The 26082-nt window shown below is 62.3% G+C and carries 26 protein-coding genes and 3 pseudogenes; 20 read left to right on the forward strand and 9 right to left on the reverse strand.

Annotated features, from left to right (window positions below):
• The 4 genes from AC1DS6_RS22155 to AC1DS6_RS22170 all read right to left on the reverse strand — a co-directional run.
• Window positions 1-1637 (reverse strand): xanthine dehydrogenase family protein molybdopterin-binding subunit (locus AC1DS6_RS22155; RefSeq protein WP_477103095.1); only part of this gene is annotated, 1637 nt, incomplete at its 3' end.
• 11 nt (window positions 1638-1648) lie between these two features.
• Window positions 1649-2107 carry a (2Fe-2S)-binding protein gene (locus AC1DS6_RS22160; RefSeq protein WP_477103096.1) on the reverse strand — a complete coding sequence of 153 codons (459 nt, stop codon included), beginning with the start codon at window positions 2105-2107 and terminating at the stop codon, window positions 1649-1651.
• Window positions 2108-2118: 11 nt separating this feature from the next.
• Window positions 2119-2436, reverse strand: coding sequence for a c-type cytochrome (locus tag AC1DS6_RS22165; protein ID WP_459569110.1), 318 nt, complete (start codon window positions 2434-2436; stop codon window positions 2119-2121).
• Window positions 2437-2457: 21 nt separating this feature from the next.
• Window positions 2458-3267 carry an SDR family NAD(P)-dependent oxidoreductase gene (locus tag AC1DS6_RS22170; protein WP_459569114.1) on the reverse strand — a complete coding sequence of 270 codons (810 nt, stop codon included), beginning with the start codon at window positions 3265-3267 and terminating at the stop codon, window positions 2458-2460.
• Between the two features lie 274 nt (window positions 3268-3541).
• Here AC1DS6_RS22170 and AC1DS6_RS22175 point away from each other — a divergent pair, with 274 nt between their 5' ends.
• From AC1DS6_RS22175 to AC1DS6_RS22220, 10 genes and pseudogenes are all read left to right on the forward strand, one after another.
• Entirely contained in the window at window positions 3542-4348 is an 807-nt protein-coding gene (locus tag AC1DS6_RS22175; RefSeq protein WP_477103097.1) for an alpha/beta fold hydrolase, read from the forward strand.
• A 49-nt stretch (window positions 4349-4397) separates the two neighbouring features.
• Window positions 4398-4805 (forward strand): annotated as a pseudogene (locus AC1DS6_RS22180) (SDR family NAD(P)-dependent oxidoreductase); the annotation flags it as partial.
• Window positions 4806-4824: 19 nt separating this feature from the next.
• Window positions 4825-5364: a carboxymuconolactone decarboxylase family protein gene (locus AC1DS6_RS22185; RefSeq protein WP_477103098.1), complete on the forward strand. Its 540-nt coding sequence runs from the start codon at window positions 4825-4827 to the stop codon at window positions 5362-5364.
• A 265-nt stretch (window positions 5365-5629) separates the two neighbouring features.
• Window positions 5630-5959, forward strand: coding sequence for an IS66 family insertion sequence element accessory protein TnpA (tnpA, locus tag AC1DS6_RS22190; protein ID WP_477103188.1), 330 nt, complete (start codon window positions 5630-5632; stop codon window positions 5957-5959).
• Entirely contained in the window at window positions 5953-6300 is a 348-nt protein-coding gene (gene tnpB / locus AC1DS6_RS22195; protein WP_267601637.1) for an IS66 family insertion sequence element accessory protein TnpB, read from the forward strand. The genes tnpA and tnpB overlap by 7 nt, the downstream gene beginning before the upstream one ends.
• Window positions 6301-6336: 36 nt before the next feature.
• Window positions 6337-7359, forward strand: a complete 1023-nt coding sequence (gene tnpC, locus AC1DS6_RS22200) for an IS66 family transposase (protein WP_477103099.1) — start codon at window positions 6337-6339, stop codon at window positions 7357-7359.
• Between the two features lie 150 nt (window positions 7360-7509).
• Window positions 7510-8532 (forward strand): tyrosine-type recombinase/integrase, encoded by a 1023-nt coding sequence (locus tag AC1DS6_RS22205; protein WP_477103100.1) that lies wholly within the window; start codon window positions 7510-7512, stop codon window positions 8530-8532.
• A gap of 265 nt (window positions 8533-8797) precedes the next feature.
• Window positions 8798-8857, forward strand: a pseudogene (locus AC1DS6_RS22210) (hypothetical protein); the annotation flags it as partial.
• A gap of 121 nt (window positions 8858-8978) precedes the next feature.
• Entirely contained in the window at window positions 8979-9362 is a 384-nt protein-coding gene (locus AC1DS6_RS22215; RefSeq protein WP_477103189.1) for a site-specific integrase, read from the forward strand.
• A complete protein-coding gene (locus AC1DS6_RS22220) occupies window positions 9359-10372 on the forward strand; it encodes a site-specific integrase (RefSeq protein ID WP_477103101.1) in 1014 nt (337 codons plus the stop codon). Before AC1DS6_RS22215 ends, AC1DS6_RS22220 begins: the two co-directional genes overlap by 4 nt.
• Before the next feature lie 179 nt (window positions 10373-10551).
• Here the strand turns inward: AC1DS6_RS22220 and ltrA are convergent, their stop codons facing one another.
• Entirely contained in the window at window positions 10552-11889 is a 1338-nt protein-coding gene (gene ltrA, locus AC1DS6_RS22225) for a group II intron reverse transcriptase/maturase (RefSeq protein ID WP_477103102.1), read from the reverse strand.
• A gap of 645 nt (window positions 11890-12534) precedes the next feature.
• Here ltrA and AC1DS6_RS22230 point away from each other — a divergent pair.
• The 10 genes and pseudogenes from AC1DS6_RS22230 to AC1DS6_RS22275 all read left to right on the forward strand — a co-directional run bounded on the left by AC1DS6_RS22230 (window position 12535) and on the right by AC1DS6_RS22275 (window position 23525).
• A pseudogene (locus tag AC1DS6_RS22230) lies at window positions 12535-13367 on the forward strand (tyrosine-type recombinase/integrase).
• Between the two features lie 8 nt (window positions 13368-13375).
• Window positions 13376-14584: an IS91 family transposase gene (locus AC1DS6_RS22235; RefSeq protein WP_477103103.1), complete on the forward strand. Its 1209-nt coding sequence runs from the start codon at window positions 13376-13378 to the stop codon at window positions 14582-14584.
• Between the two features lie 316 nt (window positions 14585-14900).
• Window positions 14901-15545, forward strand: coding sequence for an IS66 family transposase (locus tag AC1DS6_RS22240; protein ID WP_477103104.1), 645 nt, complete (start codon window positions 14901-14903; stop codon window positions 15543-15545).
• 330 nt (window positions 15546-15875) lie between these two features.
• Window positions 15876-17762: a hypothetical protein gene (locus AC1DS6_RS22245; protein WP_477103105.1), complete on the forward strand. Its 1887-nt coding sequence runs from the start codon at window positions 15876-15878 to the stop codon at window positions 17760-17762.
• Between the two features lie 214 nt (window positions 17763-17976).
• Window positions 17977-18588 carry a hypothetical protein gene (locus AC1DS6_RS22250; RefSeq protein WP_477103106.1) on the forward strand — a complete coding sequence of 204 codons (612 nt, stop codon included), beginning with the start codon at window positions 17977-17979 and terminating at the stop codon, window positions 18586-18588.
• Window positions 18585-19682, forward strand: a complete 1098-nt coding sequence (locus AC1DS6_RS22255) for a phage Gp37/Gp68 family protein (RefSeq protein WP_477103107.1) — start codon at window positions 18585-18587, stop codon at window positions 19680-19682. Before AC1DS6_RS22250 ends, AC1DS6_RS22255 begins: the two co-directional genes overlap by 4 nt.
• A 192-nt stretch (window positions 19683-19874) precedes the next feature.
• Window positions 19875-21128 carry a DNA-methyltransferase gene (locus AC1DS6_RS22260; RefSeq protein WP_477103108.1) on the forward strand — a complete coding sequence of 418 codons (1254 nt, stop codon included), beginning with the start codon at window positions 19875-19877 and terminating at the stop codon, window positions 21126-21128.
• Between the two features lie 49 nt (window positions 21129-21177).
• The gene (locus tag AC1DS6_RS22265; RefSeq protein ID WP_477103109.1) at window positions 21178-21549 is read left to right on the forward strand and encodes a hypothetical protein; all 372 of its coding nucleotides are present in this window, start codon (window positions 21178-21180) and stop codon (window positions 21547-21549) included.
• Window positions 21550-22009: 460 nt separating this feature from the next.
• Window positions 22010-22285 (forward strand): hypothetical protein, encoded by a 276-nt coding sequence (locus AC1DS6_RS22270; RefSeq protein ID WP_477103110.1) that lies wholly within the window; start codon window positions 22010-22012, stop codon window positions 22283-22285.
• Between the two features lie 418 nt (window positions 22286-22703).
• Window positions 22704-23525, forward strand: coding sequence for a response regulator transcription factor (locus AC1DS6_RS22275; RefSeq protein WP_477103111.1), 822 nt, complete (start codon window positions 22704-22706; stop codon window positions 23523-23525).
• 165 nt (window positions 23526-23690) lie between these two features.
• On the opposite strand, the gene AC1DS6_RS22280 is transcribed toward AC1DS6_RS22275, so the two are convergent.
• The 4 genes from AC1DS6_RS22280 to AC1DS6_RS22295 all read right to left on the reverse strand — a co-directional run bounded on the left by AC1DS6_RS22280 (window position 23691) and on the right by AC1DS6_RS22295 (window position 25829).
• A complete protein-coding gene (locus tag AC1DS6_RS22280) occupies window positions 23691-23981 on the reverse strand; it encodes a hypothetical protein (protein WP_477103112.1) in 291 nt (96 codons plus the stop codon).
• Between the two features lie 72 nt (window positions 23982-24053).
• Window positions 24054-24401, reverse strand: a complete 348-nt coding sequence (locus tag AC1DS6_RS22285) for a hypothetical protein (protein ID WP_477103113.1) — start codon at window positions 24399-24401, stop codon at window positions 24054-24056.
• 12 nt (window positions 24402-24413) lie between these two features.
• On the reverse strand, window positions 24414-24656 hold the full coding sequence (locus tag AC1DS6_RS22290; RefSeq protein WP_477103114.1) for a hypothetical protein: 243 nt from the start codon (window positions 24654-24656) through the stop codon (window positions 24414-24416).
• 42 nt (window positions 24657-24698) lie between these two features.
• Window positions 24699-25829, reverse strand: a complete 1131-nt coding sequence (locus tag AC1DS6_RS22295) for an integrase domain-containing protein (protein WP_477103115.1) — start codon at window positions 25827-25829, stop codon at window positions 24699-24701.
• Between the last annotated feature and the right edge of the window lie 253 nt (window positions 25830-26082).

Raw genomic sequence — 26082 nt, forward strand, 5'->3', positions numbered from 1 at the left:
CAGAGCACCGCGACATCGACCTTCGGGTGATGAGCCGTCACCTGCATCGGCAGAGCGTATTCGTTCTCGACGATGCCTTCGGTCATGGTCGAGTCCACGCCGTTCTTCACGAGAACCGGCTCGAATGGGGTTCCCATGACGATCGACTGACCGACGATCGCATGCTGCCAGCCTACGACCTGACCCTTTGCGTCGAAGCCGATGCGCGCGCGGTGGACATGTAGCGGGCGATAGTAGCCGCCCTTGATATCGTCTTCGCGACTCCACATGACCTTGAGCGGTTCGGCATGACCTCTGGCGATCCACTCGCGAAGCACGCCTGCCGATTCGACCAGATAGTCCGACGTCGGCACGGCACGCCGGCCAAAGCCGCCGCCGGCCATCATCGTGTTGAGTGTCACCTTTTCGACGGGTAGCGACAGCGTCTGGGCGATCGCCGCCTGATCGACGGTCTGGAACTGCGAGCCGACCCAGACCTTGACGCTGGTCGCCTTATTGCCGCTGATTTCCGCCTGCATGGTGCAGTTGAGCGGCTCCATTGGCGCATGCGCGAGGTACGGCAGCCGATACTCGGCGTCGATCACGCGTGCTGCGCCTGAGAGGGCCGCCTGCATATCGCCGCTCTCTAGCGGGCGCGCCACCTTGCCGGGCTGCGTCGCAAGCTTGCTGTACTCCTCGTAGAGCGCCTGCGTGCTGACTGTCGAGCCCGCATCTTCCCACTCGATCTGCAGCGCGTCGCGTCCCTGCTTTGCTGCCCAGTATCCGGTGGCCACTACCGCCACGCCGGAGCCGCCGCGATCCGCGGGCACCTGCATGACGTCGACGACGCCCTTGATCGCTCGCGTCTTGTCTGCATTGAACGACTTCACCTTGCCGCCGAAGCGCGGCGGGTGCGCGACCACGGCCACGACCATCTCCTTGAGTCGGGTATCGATGCCGAACACCGGGTCGCCGCGTAGCTTCGATGCGGCGTCCAGTCTCGGCATGGGCTTGCCGATGAGGCGGAACTGGGACGGGTCCTTCAACACCACGGTAGCCGGCACCTTCAGACTCATGGCCGCGTCGGCGAGCTCGCCATATGTGGCACGATACGTGCCCGAGGTGACCACACCCTGCGCGGCGGAGCAGCTGGCGGGATCCACATTCCACTGCTTGGCCGCCGCCGTCACGAGCATCGCGCGGGCGCGCGCGCCGAGTTCGCGATACTGGGTAAACGAATGCATCAGCGCGGTGGAACCGCCAGTCATCTGAATGCCGAAGCCCGGGTCGCGATACTCGTCCCCCGCCGGTGCCAGCATCGATCGCACGTTCTTCCAGTCTACGTCGAGCTCGTCGGCCAGTACCATTGGCAGCGCGGTATGCACGCCCTGGCCGAACTCGAGCCGATTGACGGCGATCGTCACCGTATTGTCAGGGGCGATAATCACGAATGCTTGCGGTGGCGACGGCGCCTTTTGCTTCCCGCCTTCTTCCGCCGCTTGGGCGAGGTCGACACCGCCGACCAAGCCGAGCGCGAGTCCACCCCCGGCCATGCCAGTCAGCTTGAGAAAGCTGCGGCGCGAGAGTGGCGCGACGCTCTCCTTGGACTCGATCATGCCACCACCGCCCGCAAGCGCTTCCAATCCACGAATACGCATGATGGTGCTCCTCAGGCGATTGCGCGCGCGGCATCCTTGATGGCCGCGCGAATACGTTGATAGGTGCCACAGCGGCAAATGTTGCCCGCCATCGCCTGATCGATATCGGCATCGCGTGGCCGCGGCTTAGTGCGCAGCAGGCTCACGGCGCTCATCACCTGACCGTTTTGGCAGTAACCGCATTGCGCCACATCGTGCCGGATCCAGGCATCCAGTACCGCGCGGCCGATCTTGTCGTCGCTTATGCTCTCGATCGTGTTGACGTTTACTCCAGCCACAGCCGAGAGGGGCATGACGCAGCTTCGCGTCGCGGTGCCGTTGATATGGACCGTACACGCGCCGCATGCGGCCATGCCGCAACCAAACTTTGTGCCGGTCATACCGAGGTTGTCGCGCAGGGCCCAGAGCAGCGGGGTGGACGGATCGGCGTCGACGTCGAGCGTCTTGCCATTGATGTTCAGCGTGGTCATCGGAGACTCCTCTACTTCTGCGAGAGAACCCACTGCGCCAGCGCGGTGAGATCGGCATCGGATACCTGCGGCTGCGGCGGCATCGGTACAGCGCCCCATTTGCCGCCACCACCGGCCTTGATGCTGACGGCGAGTTGCTCCGTGGCCTTGCTGCCGCCCTTGTATTTGGCCGCAATTTCCTTCCACGACGGACCCACCAGGCGGGCATTGGCCTGATGGCAGCCCGCGCACGCGTACTTTTGGGCGAGGGCTTCACTGGCGCGGGCCGGCTGATGAGCGAAGAGGGTGGCCATGGCAAGCACGGCCAGTGGGGCGATTGCTATTTTCATGTGGAGACGGGGGTCAAGGTTTCAGTCTTGCTGTCCGGCACGCGCTGCGTAGCGCGGCGCGGCGACGCGGGAGGACAGATTGGACGCCATGGCTTCGCGCGCGGCTTCCCAAGCCTGCCACTGCGAGTCGTCCTGCAACGACGGAATCGAGGCAAACACGCCGGCGTCGAGGTCGCTCAGTGCGGCATCCACCAGCGTTTCGGGTGTCATGACCCAGCTTTCCGGGAGGTTCGACGTAGGGAGACCCGCGACTTCCCAGAAGTCCGTGCCCGTAGCACCCGGCAGTACGACCTGAACGGTCACGCCGCTTTCGCTCAACTCTTTCTTCAGCGAACGGCTGAATGCCAGTACGAATGCCTTTGCGCCGCCGTAGACGCCATTGAGGATCTCGGGGGCGATCGCGACGATCGATGCGATGTTGATGATCGTCCCGGCGCCGCGCGCGGCAAATGCGGGCGCGGCCGCATAGGACAGTCGCATGACGGCGGTGACGTTGACGCTGATCATGCGTTCCATGTCGTCCACCGGCGATTGCGCGAGGGTACCAGCGCCGCCGAAACCAGCGTTGTTGACCAGCATGGTGATGCGATCGTTGCCAGCGAGCGTGGCCTCGACACGTCGCAGGCCGGCAGCGTCGGTGAGATCCGCCACTAGGACGTCCACCTGGACACCATGCGTGCTCGAAAGCCTGGCCGCATGCGCGCGCAACCGTTCTTCATTGCGTGCAACGAGTATGAGGTCATAGCCGCGTGCCGCGAGGCGATCAGCGTAGACGGCGCCGATGCCGGAGGACGATCCGGTGACGAGAGCGGTTCCGAGTTGTGATGGCATGTGTATCCTTTTGGGTAAGAGGGAGCTGCTTAATGCGCGCGGTGTGGCATGCAGATACGCGCAAGCATAGGGATAGTGACGCGCCATGGACTGACATATACACCGCATTTTCGGACAACATTGCCGTACACACGTGTTCCCACATTCAGCGCTGCTTGGGCGCGAACCGAAGGCATGACAGAAAACGCCGTGTTTATGTCCTGCATCGGGGCGCATTCGGCAATACGCTTGGCAGGTAACTCATCGAGAACGATCCACAATACAACTACCCACCATGACACGTTCTTTCGACATCGATACCCCGTATGGCCGAATTTGTGCGCGCGAAGCCGGCCCCGAGGGAGGCATCCCGCTACTGCTGCTGCAGCGGTTCCGCGGCACGATGGACGATTGGGACCCGGCGTTTATCAAGGAACTGTCGGCGGACCGGCGCATCATCTGGTTCGACAGTACGGGTATCGGGCGGTCGGGCGGCATCGTGCCGGACACGATTGCAGGCATGGCGGCGGTAGCATGCGCGGTCATCGCAGCACTGGGTCACAAGCAGGTGGACGTGTTGGGTTGGTCGCTAGGCGGGGTGGTGGCGCAGCAACTGGCGCTCGAGGCCCCGCATCTGGTGCGACGCCTGATCGTCGCTGGATCCAGTCCCGGTGGAATCACCGGTGGGCCGCAACCTCATCCGAGAGTTCCGCAGGTCATGGCGCGTCCCGTCAATGACATCGAAGATTTTCTGTTTCTGTTCTTCCCGCAAAGCGAATGCGCAGTCGACGCGGGCCGCGCCTCGCTGAATAGAATCGCCGGGCAACTGGACCGCGGCCCCGCCGTCACGGCCGAGGCATTCATGGCCCAAATCAAGGCCATTTCGTCGTGGCAGGGCGTGCTGCACCGGGCCAGCGAACTACGTCTGCCGATGCTCGTTGCCAACGGCGCGTGTGATGTCATGCTACCGGCCTATCGCTCTTTCGTATTGTCACAGCAGGCACCCGATGCAAAGCTAATCCTTTATCCCGATGCTGGCCACGCGTTTCTGTTCCAGGAGGTTGAAGATTTCGTGATGCAGGTAGACCGCTTCCTAGCATAAATGATGGCCGTCGCGAACCCTTCGTCCCTGTTTTTGCCTCGGTTCTAGGGCAGCGTTTGTTGAGCACCTGAAGTCGCAGCCCGATTCCACGATCATCAACGACAGTTCGGTTCTGGCCTTTGTGTCACTGGCGAGCACGGCGCTGTACTCGGCCACTAAGGCAGCAATCCACTCGTATGCGCTATCGCAGCGCTTCATGCTGCGTGGCACCAGTGAGCGGGTGCTGGAGATTGCACCTCCGTGGGTAGATACCGACCTGATTTACAGGAGCGGCGATTCACGCGCCATGCCGCTGCCTGCATTTATCGCTGAAACGGTGCGGAAGCTCGAGACCGCCACCACCGAGGTGGTGGTGGATATCGCAATGCCGCTGCGCAACAACCCTGGTTCCCAGGAACACACGCTGGTCGACCAATTCAACCAGTCCCTGGCCGAGAACCCCATCCCCGTAGCTTAACCTTACTAAAGGAATCCAAATGACTCGTATGTCCACGATCGATGTCACGTCCGCCACCGGCTTAACTGCCGAACTGTTCGCTAACATCAAACGCGGCCTCGGGAAGGTTCCGAACGCGTACGCGAGCATTGGTTCGCAATCTCCCGTCGTGCTCCAGTCGTTGCTGGCGACAAACGCAGCCTTGAAATCCAGCGGCGAACTTTCTGCGAAAGAGCTGGAAGCAATCAACCTTGCTATTAGCGAAAACAGCGGTTGCGACTATTGCCTCGCAGCACATACTTTGACCGGCAAAATGGCGGGTTTTACTGCTGAACAGATGGTTGAACTGCGCGCTGGCGGATTGAGCTCAGATGCAAAACTTGACGCGCTCGTAAAATTCGTGCTAACCCTGGTTCGCACAACCGGTACCGTTCCGCAGAGCAGCCTGGATAACGTACGCCGGGCTGGCTATACCGATTCGCAAATCACTGAATCGATTCTCGCAGTCACCGCGATTCTGACGACCAACATCTTCAATCGCGTCAACGACACGATTCTGGACTTTCCGGCGGTCAAGTAACCATTCGGCAGCTGTAATGTAACCCTCATATCTTGACTTCCCTTCATTTGTTCCCGGAAGTCAAGATCTAGGCTAGCTTCATATGTGCGTATCGCACTGAAGATCCGTAACCGTCAGCGGAACCCGGCTGGCGAGTCGTGGGCGCTGATGAGAAGGTTACGGCTTCACGGTAGGCGGGAGTGGAGTGATGGCCGATCAGCGCGAGGGTATGAGCGGACGAGCAGGGGCAAGGTATAACCGGCACGACGAAGCCTTCTGGCGAGAGATGCTCGCACAATGGGGTCACAGCGGCGGGAGCATTCGAGCCTTCTGCCGACAGCACGGATTGGCCGTTAGCACCTTCGGTCTGTGGCGCAAGCGATTGAACCACGAGCCACCGGTGACTTCGCCTATGGCAGTGACTGCGGATACGGCATTCATCGCCGCGGCAACGACAGCGCTACCGAATGTCCTGCCGGCGAGCGACCCGGCACCATTGAAGTCATGCGACCAAGTGGTCGTCACGCTGGGCGGCGCACGTATCGAGATGGCCGGGGTGCATGCCGAACGCATCGTGCGCTTCGTGCTGGGACAGTTGGGAGGCGGCCGGTGCTGATCAGCGGCGATGTGCAGGCTTTCATCTGCCGTGACGCGGTCGACATGCGCAAGTCCATCGACGGCCTGTCGTATCTGGTGGAGCCGTTGCTGGCCAAGAATCCCCTGTCGGGCCACCTGTTTGTCTTCGTCGGCCGCGATCGATCGAAGGTCAAGATTCTGTATTGGGACCGCACCGGCTTCGCGTTGTGGTACAAGCGGCTTTCGCGCGGCCGGTTTCCTTCGCCGGCGACGCTAGCCCAGCGTGGCTTCACGCTGGCCGAATTGAACGCTTGGCTCGAAGGCATCGAGATCCCTGCGGTTCGGCCCCACTGCACCGTCGCTGCCACGCGCATCTTGTGACTTGTAAACCTGCCGGCGCTGGCGCATCATGGCGCCATGCTTCCGGTACTGACACCCTCCGACCTGCCAGCCGATCTCGAGGCGGTACGTACCCTCGCGCTGGAGCAGAACCGGGTCGCCCGCGCGCTGTGGGAGCAACTGGAGATATTGAAGCACCAGATCGCGCAGCTTAACCGCGCGCACTTCGGCGCCAGCTCCGAACGTCTGCCGGGTCAGGCCGAACTCTTTGCCGCGCCGCTCGATCTGCCGTCACCGGCAACCGCCTCAGAGGTCAAAGTGGCGGGCCACACCCGCAAGGGGCGCCCGGCACTGCCCAAGGACCTACCGCGCACGCGGATCGAATACGATCTGTCCGCGGCGGAGAAGGCCGCCTTCGATTCACTGCAGCGCATCGGCGAGGAGCGCAGCGAGACGCTGCATTACGAGCCAGCCAAGCTTACCGTCATCGAGCACATCCGCTTCAAGTATGCGGCCATGAAGAACGATGAGTCCACCATCGTGACCGCCACCGCGCAGCCCTCGCCGTTACCGAAGAGCAACGCCAGCGCGGGCCTGCTCGCCAACATCCAGGTCAATACCTTTGTGGACCACTTGCCGATCCACCGGCAGGAGATGGGCTACGCCCGCCTGGGCATTCATCTGCCGCGTGCCACACTGTGCGAATGGAAGTTGGGGTCGGCCGAGCTGCTGGAGACGCTCCTGCCATCCTTGCGCACCCACATCCTGCAGGCACCGCGCCTGCACCTGGACGACACCACGCTGCCGTTGCTCGAACGCGGGCGCGCCACCACCAAGCAGGCGCACCTGTGGGGCTACCTCGGAGCCGGTCAGCGGCAGGAGAATGGGCTGTGGGTCGATCACCCGCCGGCGGTCATGTTCGAGTTCGCCGAATCCCGTGCCGCCACCCATCCGCTCACCTTCCTGCGCGACTATCGGGGGTACCTGCAGGCCGACGCCTACAGTGGCCACGATGCCCTCTATCGCACCGGCCGCATCATCGAAGTCGGTTGCTGGGCGCATTATCCCGAGTGCGGCTTTATCTGGTGCGCGACGCATTAGATTCTGTCCACACGAGGAGCCAGGGTGGCGCAGCCCCACATAAATCCAGCGCGTTCAATGAGCTTTTGAATCCGATTAGGACGAGCTTGCGTATATGCTTGCATGGACACGCAGTCACCCAAGCCCCAGCCCTCCGAGAGCACACCTAGCGTGCAGGACATTCTGCGCGTATGGCATGGCGATCGATGTATCCGTGCAAGTACCGCGCAGCAGTACCTGCAGTGGATCGGTCGGTTTCGACGCTATTGCCGTGCCCGTGGGCTGGAGGAAGGCGCCGAGCTATCGCGCGCCGGCGTGAAACGCTTCCGGGCTTGGTACACGCGCTTTCGCAAGATCAACCCCGTGCATCTCGGTCTCGCGAGTTCGTCTCTGCGTTCGCTGCGGCGCGTTTACGAAGTCATGGGCTTGCCGGTGTCGCCGTGGCAATCCATCGAACGCCGTCGACGACCTGCTACGGCGGTTCTGCGTGGCTACGCTGACTACCTTGGGCAACATCGTGGCAACCCTGAGATCACGATTCGCAAGAAGCTCGACGATGTCGGCAAGCTCTTGGAGCACCTGCGTCGATCTGGCAAATCCTGGCGTCGTCTGAGCTTGCCCGACATCGACGCATTCCTAATCGAATGCGCCAGTCGCTATGCACGTTCGACGACAGCCGGCATCGCCAGCACGATTAGATCCTTTTCCCGGTTCCTGCTGGCCAGCGGGCGCATTCGCACCAACTTGGCCGATGGGGTAATCTCGCCGGTACAGCCCAGGTTCGAACGCCCCCAACGCGCGTTACCGTGGGAGGACGTTCGGCGACTGCTGCGCGCTGTGGACACAAGCACGGCACGCGGACTGCGCGACCATGCGCTGCTGTTGATGATGAGTACCTATGGTTTGGGCGCTGGCGAAGTGATCGGCTTGCAACTGCAGGACATTGACTGGGATGCCAGCACGCTGCAGATGTCGCGACCGAAGACCGGCGTCAAATTCGTGAGTCTGCCTATGTGCGTATCGCCACACAGTCGCTGCGTGAGGTCTCTCTTCCGGTGCCGCGATGAGCACGAAGACTACCGCCACCGCCCTGGCTCGCGACGCAATGCAGTTCCTGGCGTTCAAGCGGGCCATGGGCATGGGCTACCGCCGTGCCGAGTTCGTGCTCAACGGCTTCGTGCGCTTCGTCCGTGACCGGCACGGCGACCGCCCGGTGGCATTAGACCAAGTGGTGACACAGTGGGTGACGCGGATCGAAGGCCGCAAGGCCATCACGGTGGGTAACGAATTCGGTGTCGTGCGCCAGTTGTGCCTGTTCCGCCGCCGCAGCGATCCATATGGCTTCGCCCCCGATCACGCGGTGGCGCCGGTCAAGGAATCGGTGTTCGTGCCTTACATCTTCAGTCGCGAAGAGGTGCTTGCCTTGCTGGACGCTGCCACGCGGCACGAAGGTCGCAACATGTGGGGTGCGATGTTGCGCGCGCTCACGCTCGTACTGTACTGCACCGGGATGCGGCTGGGCGAAGCTACCAGGCTGCATCTGGCCGACGTCGATCTACGCATGGCCGTTCTGACAGTGCAAGGGGCGCTCGCGCATCCTGGCAATCCGCGACGATTTAGTCGCCGAACTACGCTTCTACCTGCGCCAGCGCAAGGAAGTCCTGTCGGCAAGCCGGGCCGACGATCCATTGACACTCTTCATCCGTCGCGACGGATCAGCGCTCACTGTGCGTGCGGCCTCGGATGCGTTGCGATATCTGCTGCGTGCGCTCGGTTTGAAGCCGCCACGCGGGCGATCGGGTGCCAGGCCTTACGAGTTGAGACATGCCTTCGCCGTACATCGGCTGACCGCTTGGGCCGTTGAGGGTGTTGACGTGCACGCGAAGCTGCCGTGGTTGTCGGCCTACCTTGGCCACCAGAACGTCCTCGGCACGGAGGTGTATCTCAAGGCCACGCCTGAGCTGTTGCAACTCGCGAGCCAGCGCTTCGAACAGCTCTCGCGCCGCAAGCGCAGATTGCCATGAGCCGGTCACAGGATGGGCTGTTCGCACATGTGCAGTCGTACTTCACAGAGTACCTGCCAACGCAGCGAGGTGCCAGCGTCCACACCATTCGAGCCTACCGTGATGCACTGACGCTGTTTTTCAAATTCGTTGCTGACCAGCGCCGCCGAGCGGTTGCTTCCTTGCAGCTCGGCGACATCGACGCTGATGCCGTGACGCGCTTCCTGAATCATATCGAGACGCAGCGATCGAATTCTGCAGCAACACGCAATTGCCGGCGAGCAGCGATCCGTGGGTTCTTCAAGCATCTCCTGCGCAACGACTTGGCGCACTCGCAGCAGTACGTGCGAGTACTAGCGATCCCGGCAAAGAAGGCTCGTCAGCGGCCAGCGACCTACCTTGAGGCCGAGGATGTCCGCCTGATCATCAGCATGCCCAACCGGCGCACCGTCGACGGTTGGCGTGACTACACGCTTCTGCTCTTTCTTTACAACACTGGTGCTCGGGTCAGCGAGGCTGCCGAACTTCGATGGGACGATCTGCAATTGACCTCACCACGACAGGTTCGTTTGCACGGCAAGGGTAAGAAGGAGCGCCTGTTGCCGCTTTGGACGGAGACGGCCAACGCGCTGCACCGACTGCGCGGTATGTCAGGCGCTACCGATGAGCAGTGCGTATTCCTCAATCGAAACAGCCAACCTATGACCCGCGATGGTGTCGCCTACGTTCTCAGCAAACACGTAGCGGCGGCGGCTCGCGACAACCCAGTGCTGCGACGCAAGCACATCACGCCACACGTCATGCGTCACAGTTGCGCCGTTGCGCTTCTGCAATCAGGAACCGACGTGACGGTAATCCGTGACTATCTCGGCCACGCCAGCGTCGCCACGACCGGCCGCTACATCACGACCAACCTGCAGATGAAGCGCGAGGCGATGCTCGCATTCTGGACGAAGTCTGGCATTGAACCGGCGAACGCGAAGACATGGAAGCCAAAGGGCGATATGCTGGCGTTCTTGAAGTCCCTGTGAGCAATCCAAATTTATCTGAAGCTCGGATCATCGATCGACCGCATGAACGCCCGCTAAGCGACTTCATTCAAGATAAAACCGCACTCGGGATAATGCGCCTAGTATAGGGGTAGGAAACGGCTTTCGCCGTCCCCTCCCTCCGAACCCGGTGTGCGGTTTTCCCGCGACGGGCTCTCCAGTCAGTTGTTTCCACATCGGGATTGGCGCGCCAATCGAAGGGCCTCGGACATCGTGAACAGCCCAAGATTAGCGAAGAAGGCATTTGGCCATCGGGTGTGATCGCGAAGGCAATGACCCTGCCCCGGACGATGAAGCTGTCGGCGCAAGATCGATCGCAGACGGCGACGAACAAAGCCGTCGACCGACGAGAAGGTGTAGCGGTGGGCGTGCTGGAAATAGCCGAACCAGCCACGCAGGATCGGGTTGATCGACGCAATGATGCTCTCGATCGAATCGCCCCTGTTACGCTTGGTCAGGGCCCGGATTTTATCCCGCAACCCCATGAGACTCTTCTTGCGCACCCACCGTTGGCCCGCCTCGAACCGGTAACCGAGAAACTCGAAGCCATGACCCTCCAGCCGGCAATCCCCAACGTGGGTTTTGTCGGGATGCAGTGTCAAGCCGTTCGCATCCACCCAAGCCCGCATGCGAGTGAGCGCTGCTTCCGCTTCCTCACGTGTGCGGCATAACACCACGGCGTCATCCGCGTAGCGCACCATGACCAGCCCTGCCTGGCGCATTTCTACGTCAAGTTCGTGCAGGTACAGATTTGCCAACAGGGGGCTGACAACCGCCCCTTGCGGACTGCCAGAAGTCGGCGTCCAACGCGTCATGTCTTCCATGATGTCTTGCTTGAGAAAGGACTGGATGAGCTCCAGAACTCGGCCGTCCGCGATTCGCCCGGCCACTCTCGCGAGAAGGGGCAGGTGTGGGATCGAGTCAAAATAGCCTTGCAGGTCAGCATCGACCACCCAGCAGTAGCCCGCTTTCAGATGCTGGTCAACTTCTCGGAGCGCATCCTTGCATCCCAAGCCCGGGCGGAAGCCGTAGCTTCTTGGCTCGAACTCGTGCTCGAAGATCGGCTCGATTACCAGCTTCAGGGCCGCTTGAACCACGCGGTCCTTCACAGCGGGTATACCGAGCGGGCGACGTCCTTTACCTTTCGGTATGTAGACGCGCCGCACCGGCTGCGGGCGATAGCTACCATCCTGCAATGCATGCGCCAGTTCAGCAAGATAGCGGTCCCGCGCTTGCGCGAATCGCTTCACGCTCATGCGGTCCACTCCCGCCGCCCCGGCGTTCTTCTCGACCTGAGCCCATCCCAGCGCGAGCGTGTCCAGGCGAAACACCTTGTCAATCAGACTGTGCCATTTACCTCCCTTAACTCCGTTTTGTAGAGCAGCCAACATAGCGTCCGTCCAGATTGAAGCTGACGCGAATTTCCGCTGCACGCAGCTTCCCAGCGCGTTTGCATCTCGTCTAGTCGTTTCCGACACTGGCGATGCTTCGATCTTCATCTCTGCTTCCTTCCGGTCTTTTGCTATCAACTTTCCTGCCCCGCTTCCCTAGTGCGCCTTTTGCTCTGACGCAGGTCTCCACGGCTTGACTCTTCCGTGTGCAGTACTATCGGGACTCTGACTCCTGCCAGCGTTCACCTCGCCGGCAGGTCTCCCCGCTTGCTTCGTGCCACCATCCCATCGTCCCGTCCTCAAACACGTGGTACGCCACCGCACCGCTTTGTCCGCCACGACAGCGTGCTGTGTTACTTCCAGGCTTCGCCACTTTAGTGCAGGCTCGCCGCCATACCCCGCCGAAACAGGTTCGTTAACCTACGGACCGACAGTTCGCTTCCGGTTACTCCCCACCCCGTCTCACGACGACGCAGTTACCTTCAGCTACGGAGCTGTGGCCAACTCCGACAGGGACTTTCACCCTGCAAATGGCACGCCATCACGGGCGTACACTAAACCGCTGACGCGGTAGTGGGAGGTGGGCACAGGTCTATGGCTGACGTTTCATGAAGAGGGTTGTCTGGCGCTGAACCCCAGCGAGGTGGTGAGCGGTGTCGCCAGGAGCAGTATGTGAATGCCCGGTTGGGCATTCCACCCACTGCTTCCAGGAGGCTCGCCATGACGCCACTGCGCCAACGCATGCTGCATGACATGCAGATCCGCAACCTTGCAGAGAATACCCAGAAGTCCTATCTGATTCAGGTATCCAGTTTCGCCCGGCACTTTCGCCGTTCGCCCGAACTGCTGGGTCCAGAGGAGATCCGAGCCTGGCTCGTCTATCTCCGTGAAGAGCGCAAGCTGGCACCCGCCAGTCTCGGCGCAACGATCGGCGCACTGCGCTTTCTCTACCGCGTGACGCTCAAACGCGACTGGAGCGACGAGGACTTTCCCTTGCCGAGGAAGCCGGTCCGACTGCCAGTCATCCTCAGCCTGGAGGAGATCACGACCTTCTTCGAGTCGATCGCCAGTCTCAAGCAGCGCACCATCCTGATGACCGCGTACGCCGCCGGACTGCGGGTGTCAGAAGTCGTGCATCTGAAGGTCACCGATATCGACAGCAAGCGCATGGTCATCCGTGTGAACCAGGGCAAAAACAGGAAAGATCGCTACGTCATGCTGTCGCCGCGGCTGCTCGAGATCCTGAGACTGTACTGGCAGGACGCTCACCCGCGGGAGTGGCTGTTTCCGGGCAACCGATCAGCCGCGATGCCGTGGGCCAGGCATGCCAGCTTGCACGTAAGCGCAGCGGCATCAAGAAACCCATCACACCGCATTCACTGCGGCACGCCTTCGCCACGCATTTACTGGAGGCCGGCACCGACGTGCGCCGGATCCAGCTGCTGATGGGCCATCGCAGCCTTTCGACGACGGCGCGCTACTTGAAAGTGGCTACCAGCACCGTGTGCGCGACCCCGAGTCCCTTTGACCTGCTGCCGCATCCCGCACCCATCCCGCCTGAGCCCACACCGCCCGCATACTTCTGAAGCCGGCGATGCGACCGGCGCTCGAGGTGGCGGACATCTTCCGCCGCTGCGGCCCAAAGTACCGGCAGACCCATGCCGACGCCCTCAGTCGTGCCCAGCGGCGCACGATGAGCGCCATCGAGCTGTGTCGCACCGCCGCGCTCGGCGGACATGTTGAGCAGTGCGATACATGTGGTCATCAGCGCATTGCCTACGACTCGTGCCGCCATCGCTGCTGTCCGAAGTGCCAGTCGCTCGCCCGCGCGCAATGGCTCGAACGCCGGCGCGCCGAACTGCTCCCCGAGGTCGAGTATTTTCATGTCGTCTTCACGCTGCCCGAGCCCGTCGCGGCGCTCGCCTACCAGAACAAGAGGGTGCTCTATGACATCCTGTTTCGCACCAGCGCCGAAACGCTGCGCACGATCGCCGCCGACCCGAAGCACCTGGGCGCGGAGATCGGCTTCCTCTCGGTCCTGCACACGTGGGGGCAGAATCTGCTGCACCATCCGCACGTGCACTGCGTGATACCCGGCGGCGGCATCGCCCCGGACGGCGAGCGCTGGATCGCCTGCCGACCCGGCTTCTTCCTGCCCGTGCGAGTCCTCTCGCGGCTCTTCCGGCGGCTCTTTCTCGACCAACTGCGTCGCGCGTTCGACGCCGGCGCGCTGCGTTTTCATGGCCAGCTCGAGCCGTTGCGCGATCCGCGAGCGTTCGCCGCCTGGCTCGCGCCCGCCGCTCACGCGGAGTGGGTCGTCTACGCGAAGCCACCGTTTGGCGGCGCCGCACAGGTGCTCGATTACCTGGGCCGCTACACGCATCGCGTCGCCATCTCGAATAACCGGTTGCTGCGCTTTGATGGCGATTCGGTGCTCTTCCGGTGGAAGGACTACCGTCACGAAGCCCGCCACAGGACCATGACGCTCACGGCCGACGAGTTCATCCGCCGCTTCCTGTTGCACGTGCTGCCCGTCGGCTTCAAGCGCATCCGCAGCTACGGGTGGCTCGCCAACTGCCACCGGGCGGCGCGCCTCGCCACCTGCCGACGGCTGCTCGGTGTCGAGCCGCCCGCTGCTGCGTCACCCGCCATCGGGGAAGACTACCGTGACCGTTACCAGCGGCTCACCGGCAGGTCACTGCGCGATTGCCCCGTCTGCGGCAAGGGCCACATGGTCCGCATCGAAGGCGGTGTGCCTGGCATCCTGCCGCGGGCTCCACCTGATCCCAGTCATGGACATTGACCGGCATCAGCACCAGCCCCCAGCACGTTGGTCTTCCCCATGCGGCCAACGCGAACCAACTCGTGCTTTGCCGTCTTCGCACCATCACAATGTCGCGAAACTCCGCACTATCTGCCCGCTGACCCTCGCATTCTCACTGTCTTCGCGCGACCGGCTCTGTCAGACCGCCCGCTTCCGGCGTGCGATGGCCACGCGCCGGGTACCGCAAATCACCGCGCCGTTCATTCAATGCCCATAGACGCCAGCGCCTGCGGAGCGGTTTAGCACAAACGATTTTTTATTTACCGCTCGCGGACCGATCTCGCCGGCTCGACTCATGCATCTGAGGCCGCGACCGCTAAACAAAAAATCCTCTGCATTATGCCGAGCTCGGCATAAGGCTCATGCCAGGCGATACTTCATCAAGGCCGAGGACGCCATTCCCAAAGCGGCACGCTCGCCAGATCAGCTACCTACGCGCTTCGTCAGGCTGATTGCCAAGCTCTATGCCGCCGAGGCGCGCAGCGCGCAATGGACGGCTGAACGACGCTTGCGCTTACGCGCGCGCTACAGCGCTCGGGTTCTCGATCTCATCGAAAAGCTGCTCACCGAGCATCGTGATACCGTCGTGCCAGGTGGCTTGCTTGGCAAGGCTTTGCACTACCTCAACGGGCAGTGGCCGAAGCTGATCCGTTACATAAAAAACGGCTCTTGGCCGATATGTAACAACCCTTGCGAGAACGCGATTCGCCCATTTGTCGTCGGGCGCCGCGGCTGGCTATTCGCCTCCACCGTCGCAGGCGCGCATGCCAGTGCCAATCTTTATTCCCTCGTTGAGACATGCAAAGCCAACGGCATTGACCCGTATCGCTACCTCGTCTGGCTGTTCACCAAGTTGCCTCTGGCCACCACGGCCGATGACTATGCCGCGCTGTTACCTTGGGCTATGCCTGAGGCAACTGTGAGTGACGTCGTTTATTGACTGCATACAGTGAAAACCGAGATAGTGCAATGGGTGTGCGACACGCTCAACGCCGCTCGGGAGGCCGCCCCGCAACCGAGCGCCACGCCGGCCTGCCCGAGCTGCCGATCGGCTGGCAGCTTGCGCACCGCACTAGCCTTCCTTCGGCGGCAGAGCAGCCCAGCGAGGACAAGCACGAAGGAGCGCTCCCGCCAGGATGGAAGCTAGCCGAGCGAAAGACCCACTTCATCCTGACAAATGGGAATGACGTCGTCGCCACCATGGCAAGACCGAATGCAGCGACGTACGCAGCTATCTTTTCCGCCGTAATCGTCAAAGGAGCCATCTAAGATGATCGAAGACTGCAAGCCTACCGAGAATTTCCAGGCAGGAGTCCAATTCGCTGAAGGGCAAGATGCAAAGGAGTTGCTCGGCGCAATCCTGGGTATCCAAACCGAACTCCAGTACGGTGCGGTGACACCTGAGAACGCCGTGGAGCGCATGCGCAGAGCTCTGCGTGTCATGCCGCAGCCAGTAACACACCGCGAGGGCGCGCAGGCGGTGGTGGTGAACGCCCCGGAGCACATCGTGTTGGTTGTGGGCGACATCGCCGATAACACCTCATTCGGTGATCTGCATGAGGTCACTTGGTGCGCTGGCCGGCAACACGACGCCGACGTCGAGTACGTGCGCGCAGATCTCACCCGCGCCATTCGAGCCCAGCCCCACGCCCCCCAGCCGCCGGAGCAGTCAGCATTCCAGGCGCGCGTTCAACCCTGGATGCTGGCGTGCTTTGGCGCCGAGATCGCTGCGAATAGCCAGGAACGCAACTACCGCTTCCTCGAAGAGGCCTTGGAACTCGTGCAAGCGTGCGGGGCCACGCAGAGCGAGGCGCATCAGCTTGTGGACTACGTCTATGGGCGCCCAGTTGGCGAAAGAGCCCAGGAAGTCGGCGGCGTTATGGTGACGCTGGCCGCGCTTTGCCTGGCGCAGGGTCTGGACATGCACGAGGCCGGCGAGACAGAACTCGCGCGCATCTGGACGAAGGTCGAGCAGATCCGTGCCAAGCGGGCCGCGAAGCCGATGTCCTCGCCCTTGCCTCAGCACGTCGGGACCGTCCATGACGAACGGGCCGCTGTTGAGTACTACAATCAAAACCCTTCTGCCGCTCTGTTCGACATGAAACGCCGCTTCGCCGGCCCGCACTCGAGCGCCGAGGCGGTGGCCAATGACTCGCGTGCCATGGGCGAGAACTGGTCCGTGCGCGTCGAGCAGGACGGTCGCACGATCTTGACCATCAGCGATCAGCACTTGTCCGGCGAGGAGGGCGCCGACGAGAACCTGATCGTCGGCGCGGCCCGGCATCTGCTGGCGTTTGTCGGCTACGGCCTGCCGCCATCGAACTTCGACCCCGATTCCCGGGAGCTCGTGACCGCAGAACAGCCCTGCATTGAAGGGCATCCGGACGATGCCGCAGTGAACCGCTTCGCCGCCGCCATGAAGGCGAAGATGGCTGCCAGCCGCGTGAAGGGGCGTCGAGGCTGGGATGATCCTGAACGATGCCCGGCGTCGTTTCTAGCGGCGGCGCTGATTGGCCACATTCCCAAAGGGGATCCCGTGGACGTCGGCAATTTCGCCATGATGCTGTTCAACCGGGCCGACTCATTGGGCGCACTCCCAACGGCCTGGCGAGAGTTGCTAGAGGAGGAAGTCTCCGCAGAGTCCCTTACCCAGGCACGCGCCCTTCTAGCCTCAGAGCAGCCCAGCACGGCAGCGGTGATCGATGGACAGGTTCTCCTAGCAAAGAGCGTGTTCGGCGGCCTCAACTCCTTGCGCTGGCTCCTCAACATCACCACCGAGTTCGACCGCAAGGATGTGCGCACGCGGCAGGCGGCGCGTTTGCTCGACGAGTACCAGGACAAGCACGGCCGGACGAACCGAGCACTGCTGGAGACCTTGTGGAAGGCCCTGCATGACAAGCTCTCCCTGGACGATACGCTGGAGTGCTTAGCAGCGAGTCCAGGGCAGCACAGCAACGAGAATCGCGATGCGGAGCGGTGGCGCTCGATTGAGCCGCGCCTGCACGTTGTGACGGAGGACTGCGACCAGGGCGACAGCGTGCCGAGCGTGGTGGTCTCTTTGATAGGGATCCAGCCGGACATGGATATGGTCGTCGGCAAGCACGAAACGCCAGCCGCCTGGGTCGATGCCGTGATCGCCAAAGGAAAGAGAAATTGAGCCGCCCGCATCTGAGGTCGTGCGGCGCCCTGAGTGGACGCAGCCCAAAGACCGGCCTGCGCGTAGCTTCCCGTCACTGTTGGACCGGCGGCGCCTGGGGCAAGGGCACGTGCGAGTTCTGCGGACGCACCCTGGATGAGGTGTTGGCGAAACGTGTTGCTGAGCCTGGCGGCGCGGACCACCTCGCTCGGTCGATCGAGAACAGAGACTTGCCATGACCAACATGACTGAAAACGCGAAGCAGCCGGGCCCCTTCCGTGCCCTGCTACGCACGATGGTTGCGCGCCTGGGTTCTGCCTTGGAGCGTAAGCCGGCTTGCTCGCGGCCCGAAGTACTGGAAGGGACTATGGGGCAAGCCTTCGGCCCTGGAGCGGCTTCGGTGTACCCGGAGCGGCCGCCCTTGCCGGATTCTCAGGCTCCGGAGGCCAACCCCTATGTACTAGCCATCGGTGGCGCACTATTCGACGCCGGCTACCGAATCTCGCCTGTCGATGCCGGAAAAGTGCTCGATGCTGTGCGGAGGGTTCACGACATCACACCGTACCTCACCCCAGAGCAGGCACGAAGGCGGGAAGAAGCCGAAAAAGAGGCAGAACGTCTTCGCCAACAATTGGCCGCCATCGCCCCGGCCCTTTCCGAAGAGGCCAAGAACAAGGCTATTCGTGAGGCTGCTGAGCTGATCGAGGCGGAGGCTGCCAACGTCGCGAGAGGGAATGCCACGGATGGCAACTGGGGAGATGACCACGAACCGAAGGCCGCCCACGACGAGATGCTCGCTAAGGCGGCGGCACTGCGCACCTTCCTGCCAACGGGAGATGCTGCATGAGCGAGAACAGCAAGATCGAATGGACCGACGCCACGTTCAACCCGTGGATCGGCTGCACCAAGGTGTCCCCGGCGTGCGACCACTGCTATGCCGAGGTGTCCACGCCGGCGCGCGTGCTGGGCGTGACGTGGGGCGCCAAGGAAAATCGGCACCGCACGTCGGCCGCCAACTGGAAGCTGGCGGAACGCTGGAACAGAGAGAAATTCTTCGAGTGCGCGGCCTGCGGCTGGCGCGGCGAGGAAAAGGACTCCAAGGCGTGCGAGTTCGGCCACGACTATCCGCACCGCCATTGCCCAAACTCAGCCTGCCACACGACCGAGGTACTGACTCCCGCACGCCGCCGTGTCTTCTGCGCCAGCCTGGCCGACGTGTTCGACAACCAGGTTGATCCGGCCTGGCGCGCGGACCTGTTCGACCTGATCGAAAGAACGCCCAACCTGGACTGGCTGCTGCTGACGAAGCGCATCGGCAACGTGCCTGCCATGATGCTCGAGGTCGCGCAGCACCTTTTCTGGATGGACAGGCTCGAGACGCCGAGTATGCCGGACAGCGTCTGGCTCGGCGCCACCATCTGCAACCAGGACGAAGCCGACCGCGACGTCCCGAAGCTGCTTGCCGTGCCGGCCCGGGTGCGCTTCCTATCCGTTGAGCCGCTGTTGGGGCCGATCAGGCTGCCGCATGATGCACCGTCGCCAATTCCCTTCTACTGCGATGCGCGTGATCGCGGTATCGACTGGGTAATTGCCGGTGGCGAGAGCGGCCCTCATGCACGGCCGAGGCATCCGGCCTGGGCGCGGAGCCTGCGCGACCAGTGCGCGGCGGCGGACGTGCCGTTCCTGTACAAGCAAAACGGTGAATGGGCAGACGGCTCCGGAGACTTTGGTGCCGGCAGATTCGAAACCGCTGCGGTAGCTCTCGACGGTCGAGTTGTGCCAGGCGGCTACGACGCCGTAGCCTATCCGAACGGCGCCACAGCGGCAGACGGCTGGGCGATGGTCCATCGCGCAGGCAAGAAGGCTGCAGGCCGCCTGCTCGACGGCGTGCAGCACGATGGCTTCCCTCCTTCGAACCCTCCGCAAGAAGGGAACATTTAGTCCGTGTCGTCGCCCATAATCGGCATTGCGAGTTGACCCCTCGCCGTTCCCGATGGGTGTAGGTTTTCATTGCCTACACCCTCTTTTTTTGTCGCTCGCGATTGCACAGCCCTCGCACATTGGACCGGCGCATGGTTGCGCTGGTCATTCGGGATTCGAGAATAGGCATCCATTCACACAAGGATGCCCGCTATGGCACCACCTCCACGCCAACTCGATCTCTTCGGTGCGATCGCCGAGGCCTATGCGGATTCCGCTGATGGCTCTCTCGAGAACCGCAGCCTCTATCGCCAGCTCGCACAGCGCCCGGAACTCCGATTGGACATTGAGCGCCGGGTCCCGATAGGCGCCGCCGCCGCGATGCACAGTCCCGCTACGCGCAAAATCCGCTGGCACCAGATCACCATGAGGCAGTTGGGCATCATCGAGCGGGTTGAAGGCGAACGCGGCCTTTGGCGACTGAGCGAGAATGCACGGCAGAAGCTGCACAAGGCCAGCGCCGGTGTTCGGCTAGTCGCCTTCAGCACGGATCTCGGTGTAGCGGTCTGGGCCCGCTCACGGGACGTTTTTCCGCGCCTGGGAGAGCCGATCTCGCTCTGCGTTACGTCGCCGCCCTACCCGCTCCGCCAGGCGCGAGCCTACGGCAACCCGAACGAAGCGCAGTATGTCGACTTTCTCTGCGAGGCGCTGGAGCCTATCGTCCGCGAGCTAGTACCGGGCGGCAGCATCGTGATCAACATCGGGAACGACGTCCACCTGGCAAGAAGTCCAGCGCGATCCCTCTATGCCGAGCGGTTGCTGCTGGCGCTGCATGATCGGCTCGGCCTCTCTCTCATGGACCGCATTCCGTGGGTCAACTACAGCAAGCCGCCTGGCCCAACCTGGTGGGCTTGCGTCAACCGCGTCCAGCTAAGCAGCGCGCACGAGTTGGTCTATTGGCTCACGAATGATCCCGCCCGGGTACGCTCAGACAACCGCCGCGTGCTACAGGCACATACCGAACGGCATAGGAAGCTGATCGCCGCTGGCGGCGAGGCGCGAACCGCCATCTATGGCGATGGCGCCTATCGGCTGCGGCCAGGCGCCTTTGCCGGCGATACAGCGGGGAAATTGCCGCGCAACGTCATCGAGCGTGGCCACGCCTGCGCGGATACCCAGCTATATAGGAAGCGTGCGAAAGAACTCGACCTTCCAATCCATGGCGCGATGCAACCGACGGACATCCCGGATTTCTTCGTGCGCTTCCTCACGGAGCCGGGCGACCTGGTAGTGGATCCGTTTGGCGGCACGGTCCGAACGGGGCTGGCGGCGGAGAGGCTGGGGCGTCGGTGGCTGGTGACCGAATGGATGCTGGAGTATCTGCGCGGCGCGGCCGAGCTCTTTCGAGGCTGCTCTGGCTTCGGCTTGCAACCGGCACTTGCATCCGCCAACTGGTCGGTATCGTAGGTTGGCCACGCCGACCCGAAGAATCGAAGAATCCAACAGGAGAACTGCCATGACTGCACGGACAGACCGCCAACCACTTCCACTTGCGGAGGCAATCCGCAAGCTCGAGCATCTCCACGCGAACGACCGGCGCGACAGCATCCTTGCGGTCACTTACGACCCTGGCTTTGCCACGATAGGTGGCACGCCCTTTAAGCCCGTCCTGGACATCCATCCGGGGATCGATTGGGACGCCGGGCGGATCTTTCTCGATATCGGTCCGAAGCTGATGGCACCGAACGAGGACCTGGACATGCTAAAGGCATTGGTCCGAGACTACTCCGAGGCCATCGGCTTCGTATTGCTCGCCTTGCGCAATACCCAGCTCACCCCAGAGGCTCGATTGCTAGCAATCGGCCGCACGGTCGCGGGAATTCGCTGAGCATTCCTTGCCCGGAGTTGGCGCCCCTGCCTGAGCCCCGGGCAATATGCCGGGTTGCATCGGCTAAACGGTCCGTATCCTAGCCAAAGAGCCTCGGCATTGCGCCGTGGCCATAGCGCAGGAGCGAAAAAGAGAATGGACCCGTGGCGCCCTATCCAGTTTATGCAAGGCCGCTCGCTCGTCGCGCCGGCGATGCAATCGAGGTCCAGCGCGGTCGATTCGCCGGTCGCCGCAACGCCGGAGGTTCGCGCCCTCCTCGCCAACGACTGCGTCGTCGCTATAGGTGTCAGCGGCGTGCCTGCGCCATTGCCACCGCACGCTATCTGGACCAAATTGGCCACGCCGGCCCCCGCGTGCTGGTTCATGCCGATCTCGGCCGATCGTGGCTCCCAGCCTGCTGCCGGCAGAGATTCGCGAGCGCATTGAGCTGGCGAAGGTGGCGGCTACGGAGCGCCAAGCGATGGAAGCCATGCTGCCCGGCCACCTCAAGTATACGGCAGGATGGCCGACGTCGGTACCGACTCACGCCGAGGCAAGCCTGATCGCCCGGGTGCGCCGGCGCGTGTCCAGCCTGGTCGGCATCGACGCGCGGCATGTGACGCCGGATGCCGTCAATGCGAGGTATGCAGATCTGCTGGCTCGCCGCGGGCAACGCGAAGGCGGTGCTGTTGGTTCGGCCCGCATGTACACGCCAGACCTTTTCTCAGAGATCGCGAATCGGGAGATTTTGTTGTAATAGCCATACATCTTGGTGGCATCTTGATTGACCGGAGTTCGGGCCGTCCAATGCCCATCTCGCGCGATCTCAGGAACTCCCGTCACATGCCGCCAGAGGCTCAAAAACACGCGTGCAGGAGGCCCTCTACGCACTCGTCTGCGGTGCAAGCGCCGCATTAGCCATTCCGAGCAACAGGGCTATCTGGTTTTCGCTTTGTGCCCCGTCTGTCACAAACCTGCGGGACGTGGACATTCGAACCTCTCCCTACTCTTCTATCGTTTCTTCTTCATCGAGAAGCCGGGGTGTAAAGTCATCGCGACGCTCAAGCCAACGCAGTCTGCGGCGCGATCGCAATGCGGCGTTGGTGCAGCGGATTTCACTTTTGGAAATGATGCCGGCGGGAGTTGATAGACCGGCATAACTAGGCAGGGAAAGCATGACGGGTCAGTTTCACGACATTCTGACGGCAAGCAGTTACAGCGACAGCCGCAGCTATAAGCTAGCGTTCCACGGATATCGGGGAGTGTGGCAACAGGAACTTGGCCGCGCTAGCAACACATTCTTGAGCGCGAACATGGGAATACCCGTTGAGCGTGTTCCTCTCGCGGAGAAGGCCTGCTTCTTCGACACCGTCGTTCTGCAGCGCATCCCCCTCCACATCGACCAGTCCGGTGCACCCCCCACAACGGTGTGGCCTGACGTCGAGACACAAAGCACGCCCACCACTCCAGTCACACCCGCTAGGCAAGGCCTCACTGAGCGTCAACAGGACGTGCTCACCCACTTGCTTGAAGGGCTGCCAAATAAGCTCATCGCGCGCCGCTTAGGCCTGACGGTAAACACCGTCAAGGAACATGTCTCTGCCATCTTGCAGCGCCTTGGCGCACGCTCACGAACTCAGCTGCTATCGGGGATGAAGCCATTCCGCGCGCATGAGGTGCATGCCGGCAATGCCGCCAACGCGGCGGCACATGATCAACCCGCCGGCGCCGCACTCAGCAGCACCCCAATCAAGCCGGAGGAGCTCGGCCTCACGAGCCGCCAGGGTACCGTATTGCGCCATTTGCTCGACGGGCTATCCAACAAGGCGATCGCACAGCGCCTGGGATTGACGGAGAACACCGTCAAGGAACACGTTTCGGCGATCCTGGAACGGCGTGGCGCGCGGACTCGCATGCAGTTGATATCGCACATGAGGCAGGTCTTCACACCTCCGCCCGCTTCGGAGTCAGATAGCGACTGCCAACAGGCCAGCTGAGACGCTACACTTCGCAGCCGTCGCCTTCGGGGGATCTGGAAACCGTCCCGTTTAGCTTGGCGTTGTATGCGCGATAGGCTCGCTTTCGGGGCGCGCTGTTCGCTGTGATCGCCTCGATATCGAGCACCGTTCGGGAGCCGGCCTCGGAAGTCGTTCCCCGCGCTATCACGCACTTACTCTAACGCCGTGATTGGCGGCTTCGGCAGCATCCAGCACCGCGCGAGCATTCCGCGGATCAAGCAGGAGCGTTGCCTGCAGAGCACGCGCGAGCTGCTGTGCAGCAAGACGCTGTGGCGCCGAAAAGCGCTGCCCGGCAATCCAAGCGTCGACGTCGTCGCGGATCCCATTGGCGTCCGCGTCCAGCCCGCGTATGTCTTCGTCTGCCTGGCCGGCGCCGGCGACGACACACACCGCCGCTATGGCGGCCGCGGCTACGATAGATTGCCAAACTTGCACGGTGTATCTCCCACAAGCGCGCGTGCGACAGAAGCGGCGACCAGCGTTGGTAGTGCGGCCGCCTGGAAGAGCTCAATTGACTTGCATCTGCGAAATTGGCAAGCCCGAAGACCAATCGACCTTGCGCAGGTAGTCCGGTTTCTGGCAGGCGTCCGCCAGTCTCTCGATCCCCGCGGCCTGGAGCCAACGGCCGAACGCAAGTGGATAGCCCGGTTCGTCGACGCCAATCAGACAAAAGACCTGTCCTGTATCGTCGTTGTCCGCCCAGTCGATCCCATCGGCTAATAGGTCCTGACTGGCAGACTTCAGCAGCTCGTCGAGAATCAGGTCACTCAGATAGATCCCGACCGTTTCTCCCTCCTTCCTCAGATGAGGCAACTCCAGATAGGGGTCGGCTTTTAGATAGCCGAGAATCGCCACGGTGTACTCGTCTCAGTCGCGGAAATGATCCACGACCAGCACGCCCCATTCGGTCCGCAGCGCGCGCCGCGGGCGAAGCGCGTCTTCCAGTTGCCCAAAGTCGTCGCCGCCTTCGAGGGCTACCTCGGCCCTCGCAACGCCAATGACATAGTCCGGCAACGGCGTCAATGGCCAATGCTCCAGCGCCTCGACGCCGATACCTCTTGCCAGGATTCCGGCAATCTCTGCGGCCGAGTATTCGCGGTCCTCGTGCATTTCCTTCTCCAAGTTGGCCAGCGACGGTCCGTCGCCGGCGAGTTATCGATCGTTCGGGGCCTTCGCCAAGATGCGGTACAACGCTTGCCGCGAGATCCCAAGCTTCGCCGCCGCCGCTTTCTTCTCTTGGCAGCAGCTATCCAGCGCAGCCCTGACCTCCTCTCGTGACGGCGGTTGCCGGCGCGCCGGCGCATGCTTGCCCAGGTAAGCGTTGCTCTTGGATTCCCTGGAGTGGCCGGCGGCCTCAACAACCCGCTTCATCCCCTCACGGTGCAGGGCGTCCAAAGGCTTCGTTCCCCCTTGGATCGCGGAAAATTCCCCGGTCACCCGGTGGTACAAGCCGTTGAGATATTGGTGCCGTAAGCCGTGCGAGGTGATCTCCAGCTCGCGCTTTGTCACCCCGTGGACCCTCAAGACGTAGTCATAGTGATTGCGCCACTGGTCTAGGCTGTACTCGATAGGAATCGTGGTGCCGCTCATGCTATTGGCCATCCGACATGCATCTTCGAGCAGCTTGTACTGCGCCTCGGTCTCGAGCTGCACCTTGCGTGGCCGCTTTGCTTTCGTTCCATCGTCCACCCGCAACTGCCCATCTGCCGTTACTCGATGCGGCTTCAGCAGGAAGGACTCCTTTTTGCGAAGGCCGAAGGCGGCCTGAAGTCTCAATTGCGTCGCGACGTGCCGGTCGGACTGCTCGATCTTCCGCAATACCCCATCGACATCTACCCCACTGGCGTCCCACGTCTTCTCAACCTCAGCAAAGTACGTGCGTCGGTAGTCGTCAGGACGCTCAATGTAGTCGTCAAGCTTACCGACCAGGTTGTGCTTGCCCATCCAGGCGGCAATCGTGCGCAAGTACGTCAGCTTGTTCTCCACCGTCCCGGGCGCCTGCTTCAGCTCCAGCACCCATTTGCGCACAAGGTGCTCGATGTGCTTCTGCTTCAGGTTCCACGGACTGGTCAACTTGTAGCCGTCTTCCCGCAACTCCCGGAACGAGGCCAGCAGGTTGATGACACGCCGATACTGGGTCTCGAACGACACCGGCTTGTCGCTCAACCGATTTGGGCTGCGAATCTTCTTCAAATGTCCCGCAGCGAGCAGCTTGAAAGCGTCGATGAATGATGGTGGCAAGCCTGATCGCTCTGTGATCGCTGCGTAGTCGATGGTGATCACGGCTCAGCCCTCTTCCCGGAGCGACCGCCCCGCCATCGATCCTCCTCTGTTTCTTCGCAACTGCGTCAGCACGGGCCTACTGCTCATCCCCATCCCAGTCTCCATTCGCGCCGGCGCCGTCGAACTGCCCGCCTCGGCAGAAACCCCAGCATGGCGCTCGACCTCGCTAGAGCTGGCGGAATCCGGCAGGCTGGCCGCACCGGCGTAGGTCGAGGACGCATCGTCCGCCGCACGCCGAGCGTCAGGCTTCACG

It is taken from the genome of Cupriavidus sp. 05L310 (assembly GCF_056398185.1).

Excerpts from the sequence above, each read along its gene's own strand:
- AC1DS6_RS22290 (WP_477103114.1), bottom strand. The coding sequence starts at position 24,656 with ATGCACGAGGACCGCGAATACTCGGCCGCAGAGATTGCCGGAATCCTG.
- tnpC (WP_477103099.1), top strand. The coding sequence starts at position 6,337 with ATGCTTCCGGTACTGACACCCTCCGACCTGCCAGCCGATCTCGAGGCG.
- AC1DS6_RS22250 (WP_477103106.1), top strand. The coding sequence starts at position 17,977 with ATGACCAACATGACTGAAAACGCGAAGCAGCCGGGCCCCTTCCGTGCC.
- ltrA (WP_477103102.1), bottom strand. The coding sequence starts at position 11,889 with ATGAAGATCGAAGCATCGCCAGTGTCGGAAACGACTAGACGAGATGCA.
- AC1DS6_RS22235 (WP_477103103.1), top strand. The coding sequence starts at position 13,376 with ATGCGACCGGCGCTCGAGGTGGCGGACATCTTCCGCCGCTGCGGCCCA.
- AC1DS6_RS22170 (WP_459569114.1), bottom strand. The coding sequence starts at position 3,267 with ATGCCATCACAACTCGGAACCGCTCTCGTCACCGGATCGTCCTCCGGC.
- AC1DS6_RS22270 (WP_477103110.1), top strand. The coding sequence starts at position 22,010 with ATGGAAGCCATGCTGCCCGGCCACCTCAAGTATACGGCAGGATGGCCG.
- AC1DS6_RS22160 (WP_477103096.1), bottom strand. The coding sequence starts at position 2,107 with ATGACCACGCTGAACATCAATGGCAAGACGCTCGACGTCGACGCCGAT.
- AC1DS6_RS22260 (WP_477103108.1), top strand. The coding sequence starts at position 19,875 with ATGGCACCACCTCCACGCCAACTCGATCTCTTCGGTGCGATCGCCGAG.
- AC1DS6_RS22185 (WP_477103098.1), top strand. The coding sequence starts at position 4,825 with ATGACTCGTATGTCCACGATCGATGTCACGTCCGCCACCGGCTTAACT.
- AC1DS6_RS22275 (WP_477103111.1), top strand. The coding sequence starts at position 22,704 with ATGACGGGTCAGTTTCACGACATTCTGACGGCAAGCAGTTACAGCGAC.
- AC1DS6_RS22165 (WP_459569110.1), bottom strand. The coding sequence starts at position 2,436 with ATGAAAATAGCAATCGCCCCACTGGCCGTGCTTGCCATGGCCACCCTC.
- AC1DS6_RS22255 (WP_477103107.1), top strand. The coding sequence starts at position 18,585 with ATGAGCGAGAACAGCAAGATCGAATGGACCGACGCCACGTTCAACCCG.
- AC1DS6_RS22240 (WP_477103104.1), top strand. The coding sequence starts at position 14,901 with ATGCATCTGAGGCCGCGACCGCTAAACAAAAAATCCTCTGCATTATGC.
- AC1DS6_RS22220 (WP_477103101.1), top strand. The coding sequence starts at position 9,359 with ATGAGCCGGTCACAGGATGGGCTGTTCGCACATGTGCAGTCGTACTTC.
- AC1DS6_RS22245 (WP_477103105.1), top strand. The coding sequence starts at position 15,876 with ATGATCGAAGACTGCAAGCCTACCGAGAATTTCCAGGCAGGAGTCCAA.
- tnpA (WP_477103188.1), top strand. The coding sequence starts at position 5,630 with ATGCTCGCACAATGGGGTCACAGCGGCGGGAGCATTCGAGCCTTCTGC.
- AC1DS6_RS22175 (WP_477103097.1), top strand. The coding sequence starts at position 3,542 with ATGACACGTTCTTTCGACATCGATACCCCGTATGGCCGAATTTGTGCG.
- AC1DS6_RS22265 (WP_477103109.1), top strand. The coding sequence starts at position 21,178 with ATGACTGCACGGACAGACCGCCAACCACTTCCACTTGCGGAGGCAATC.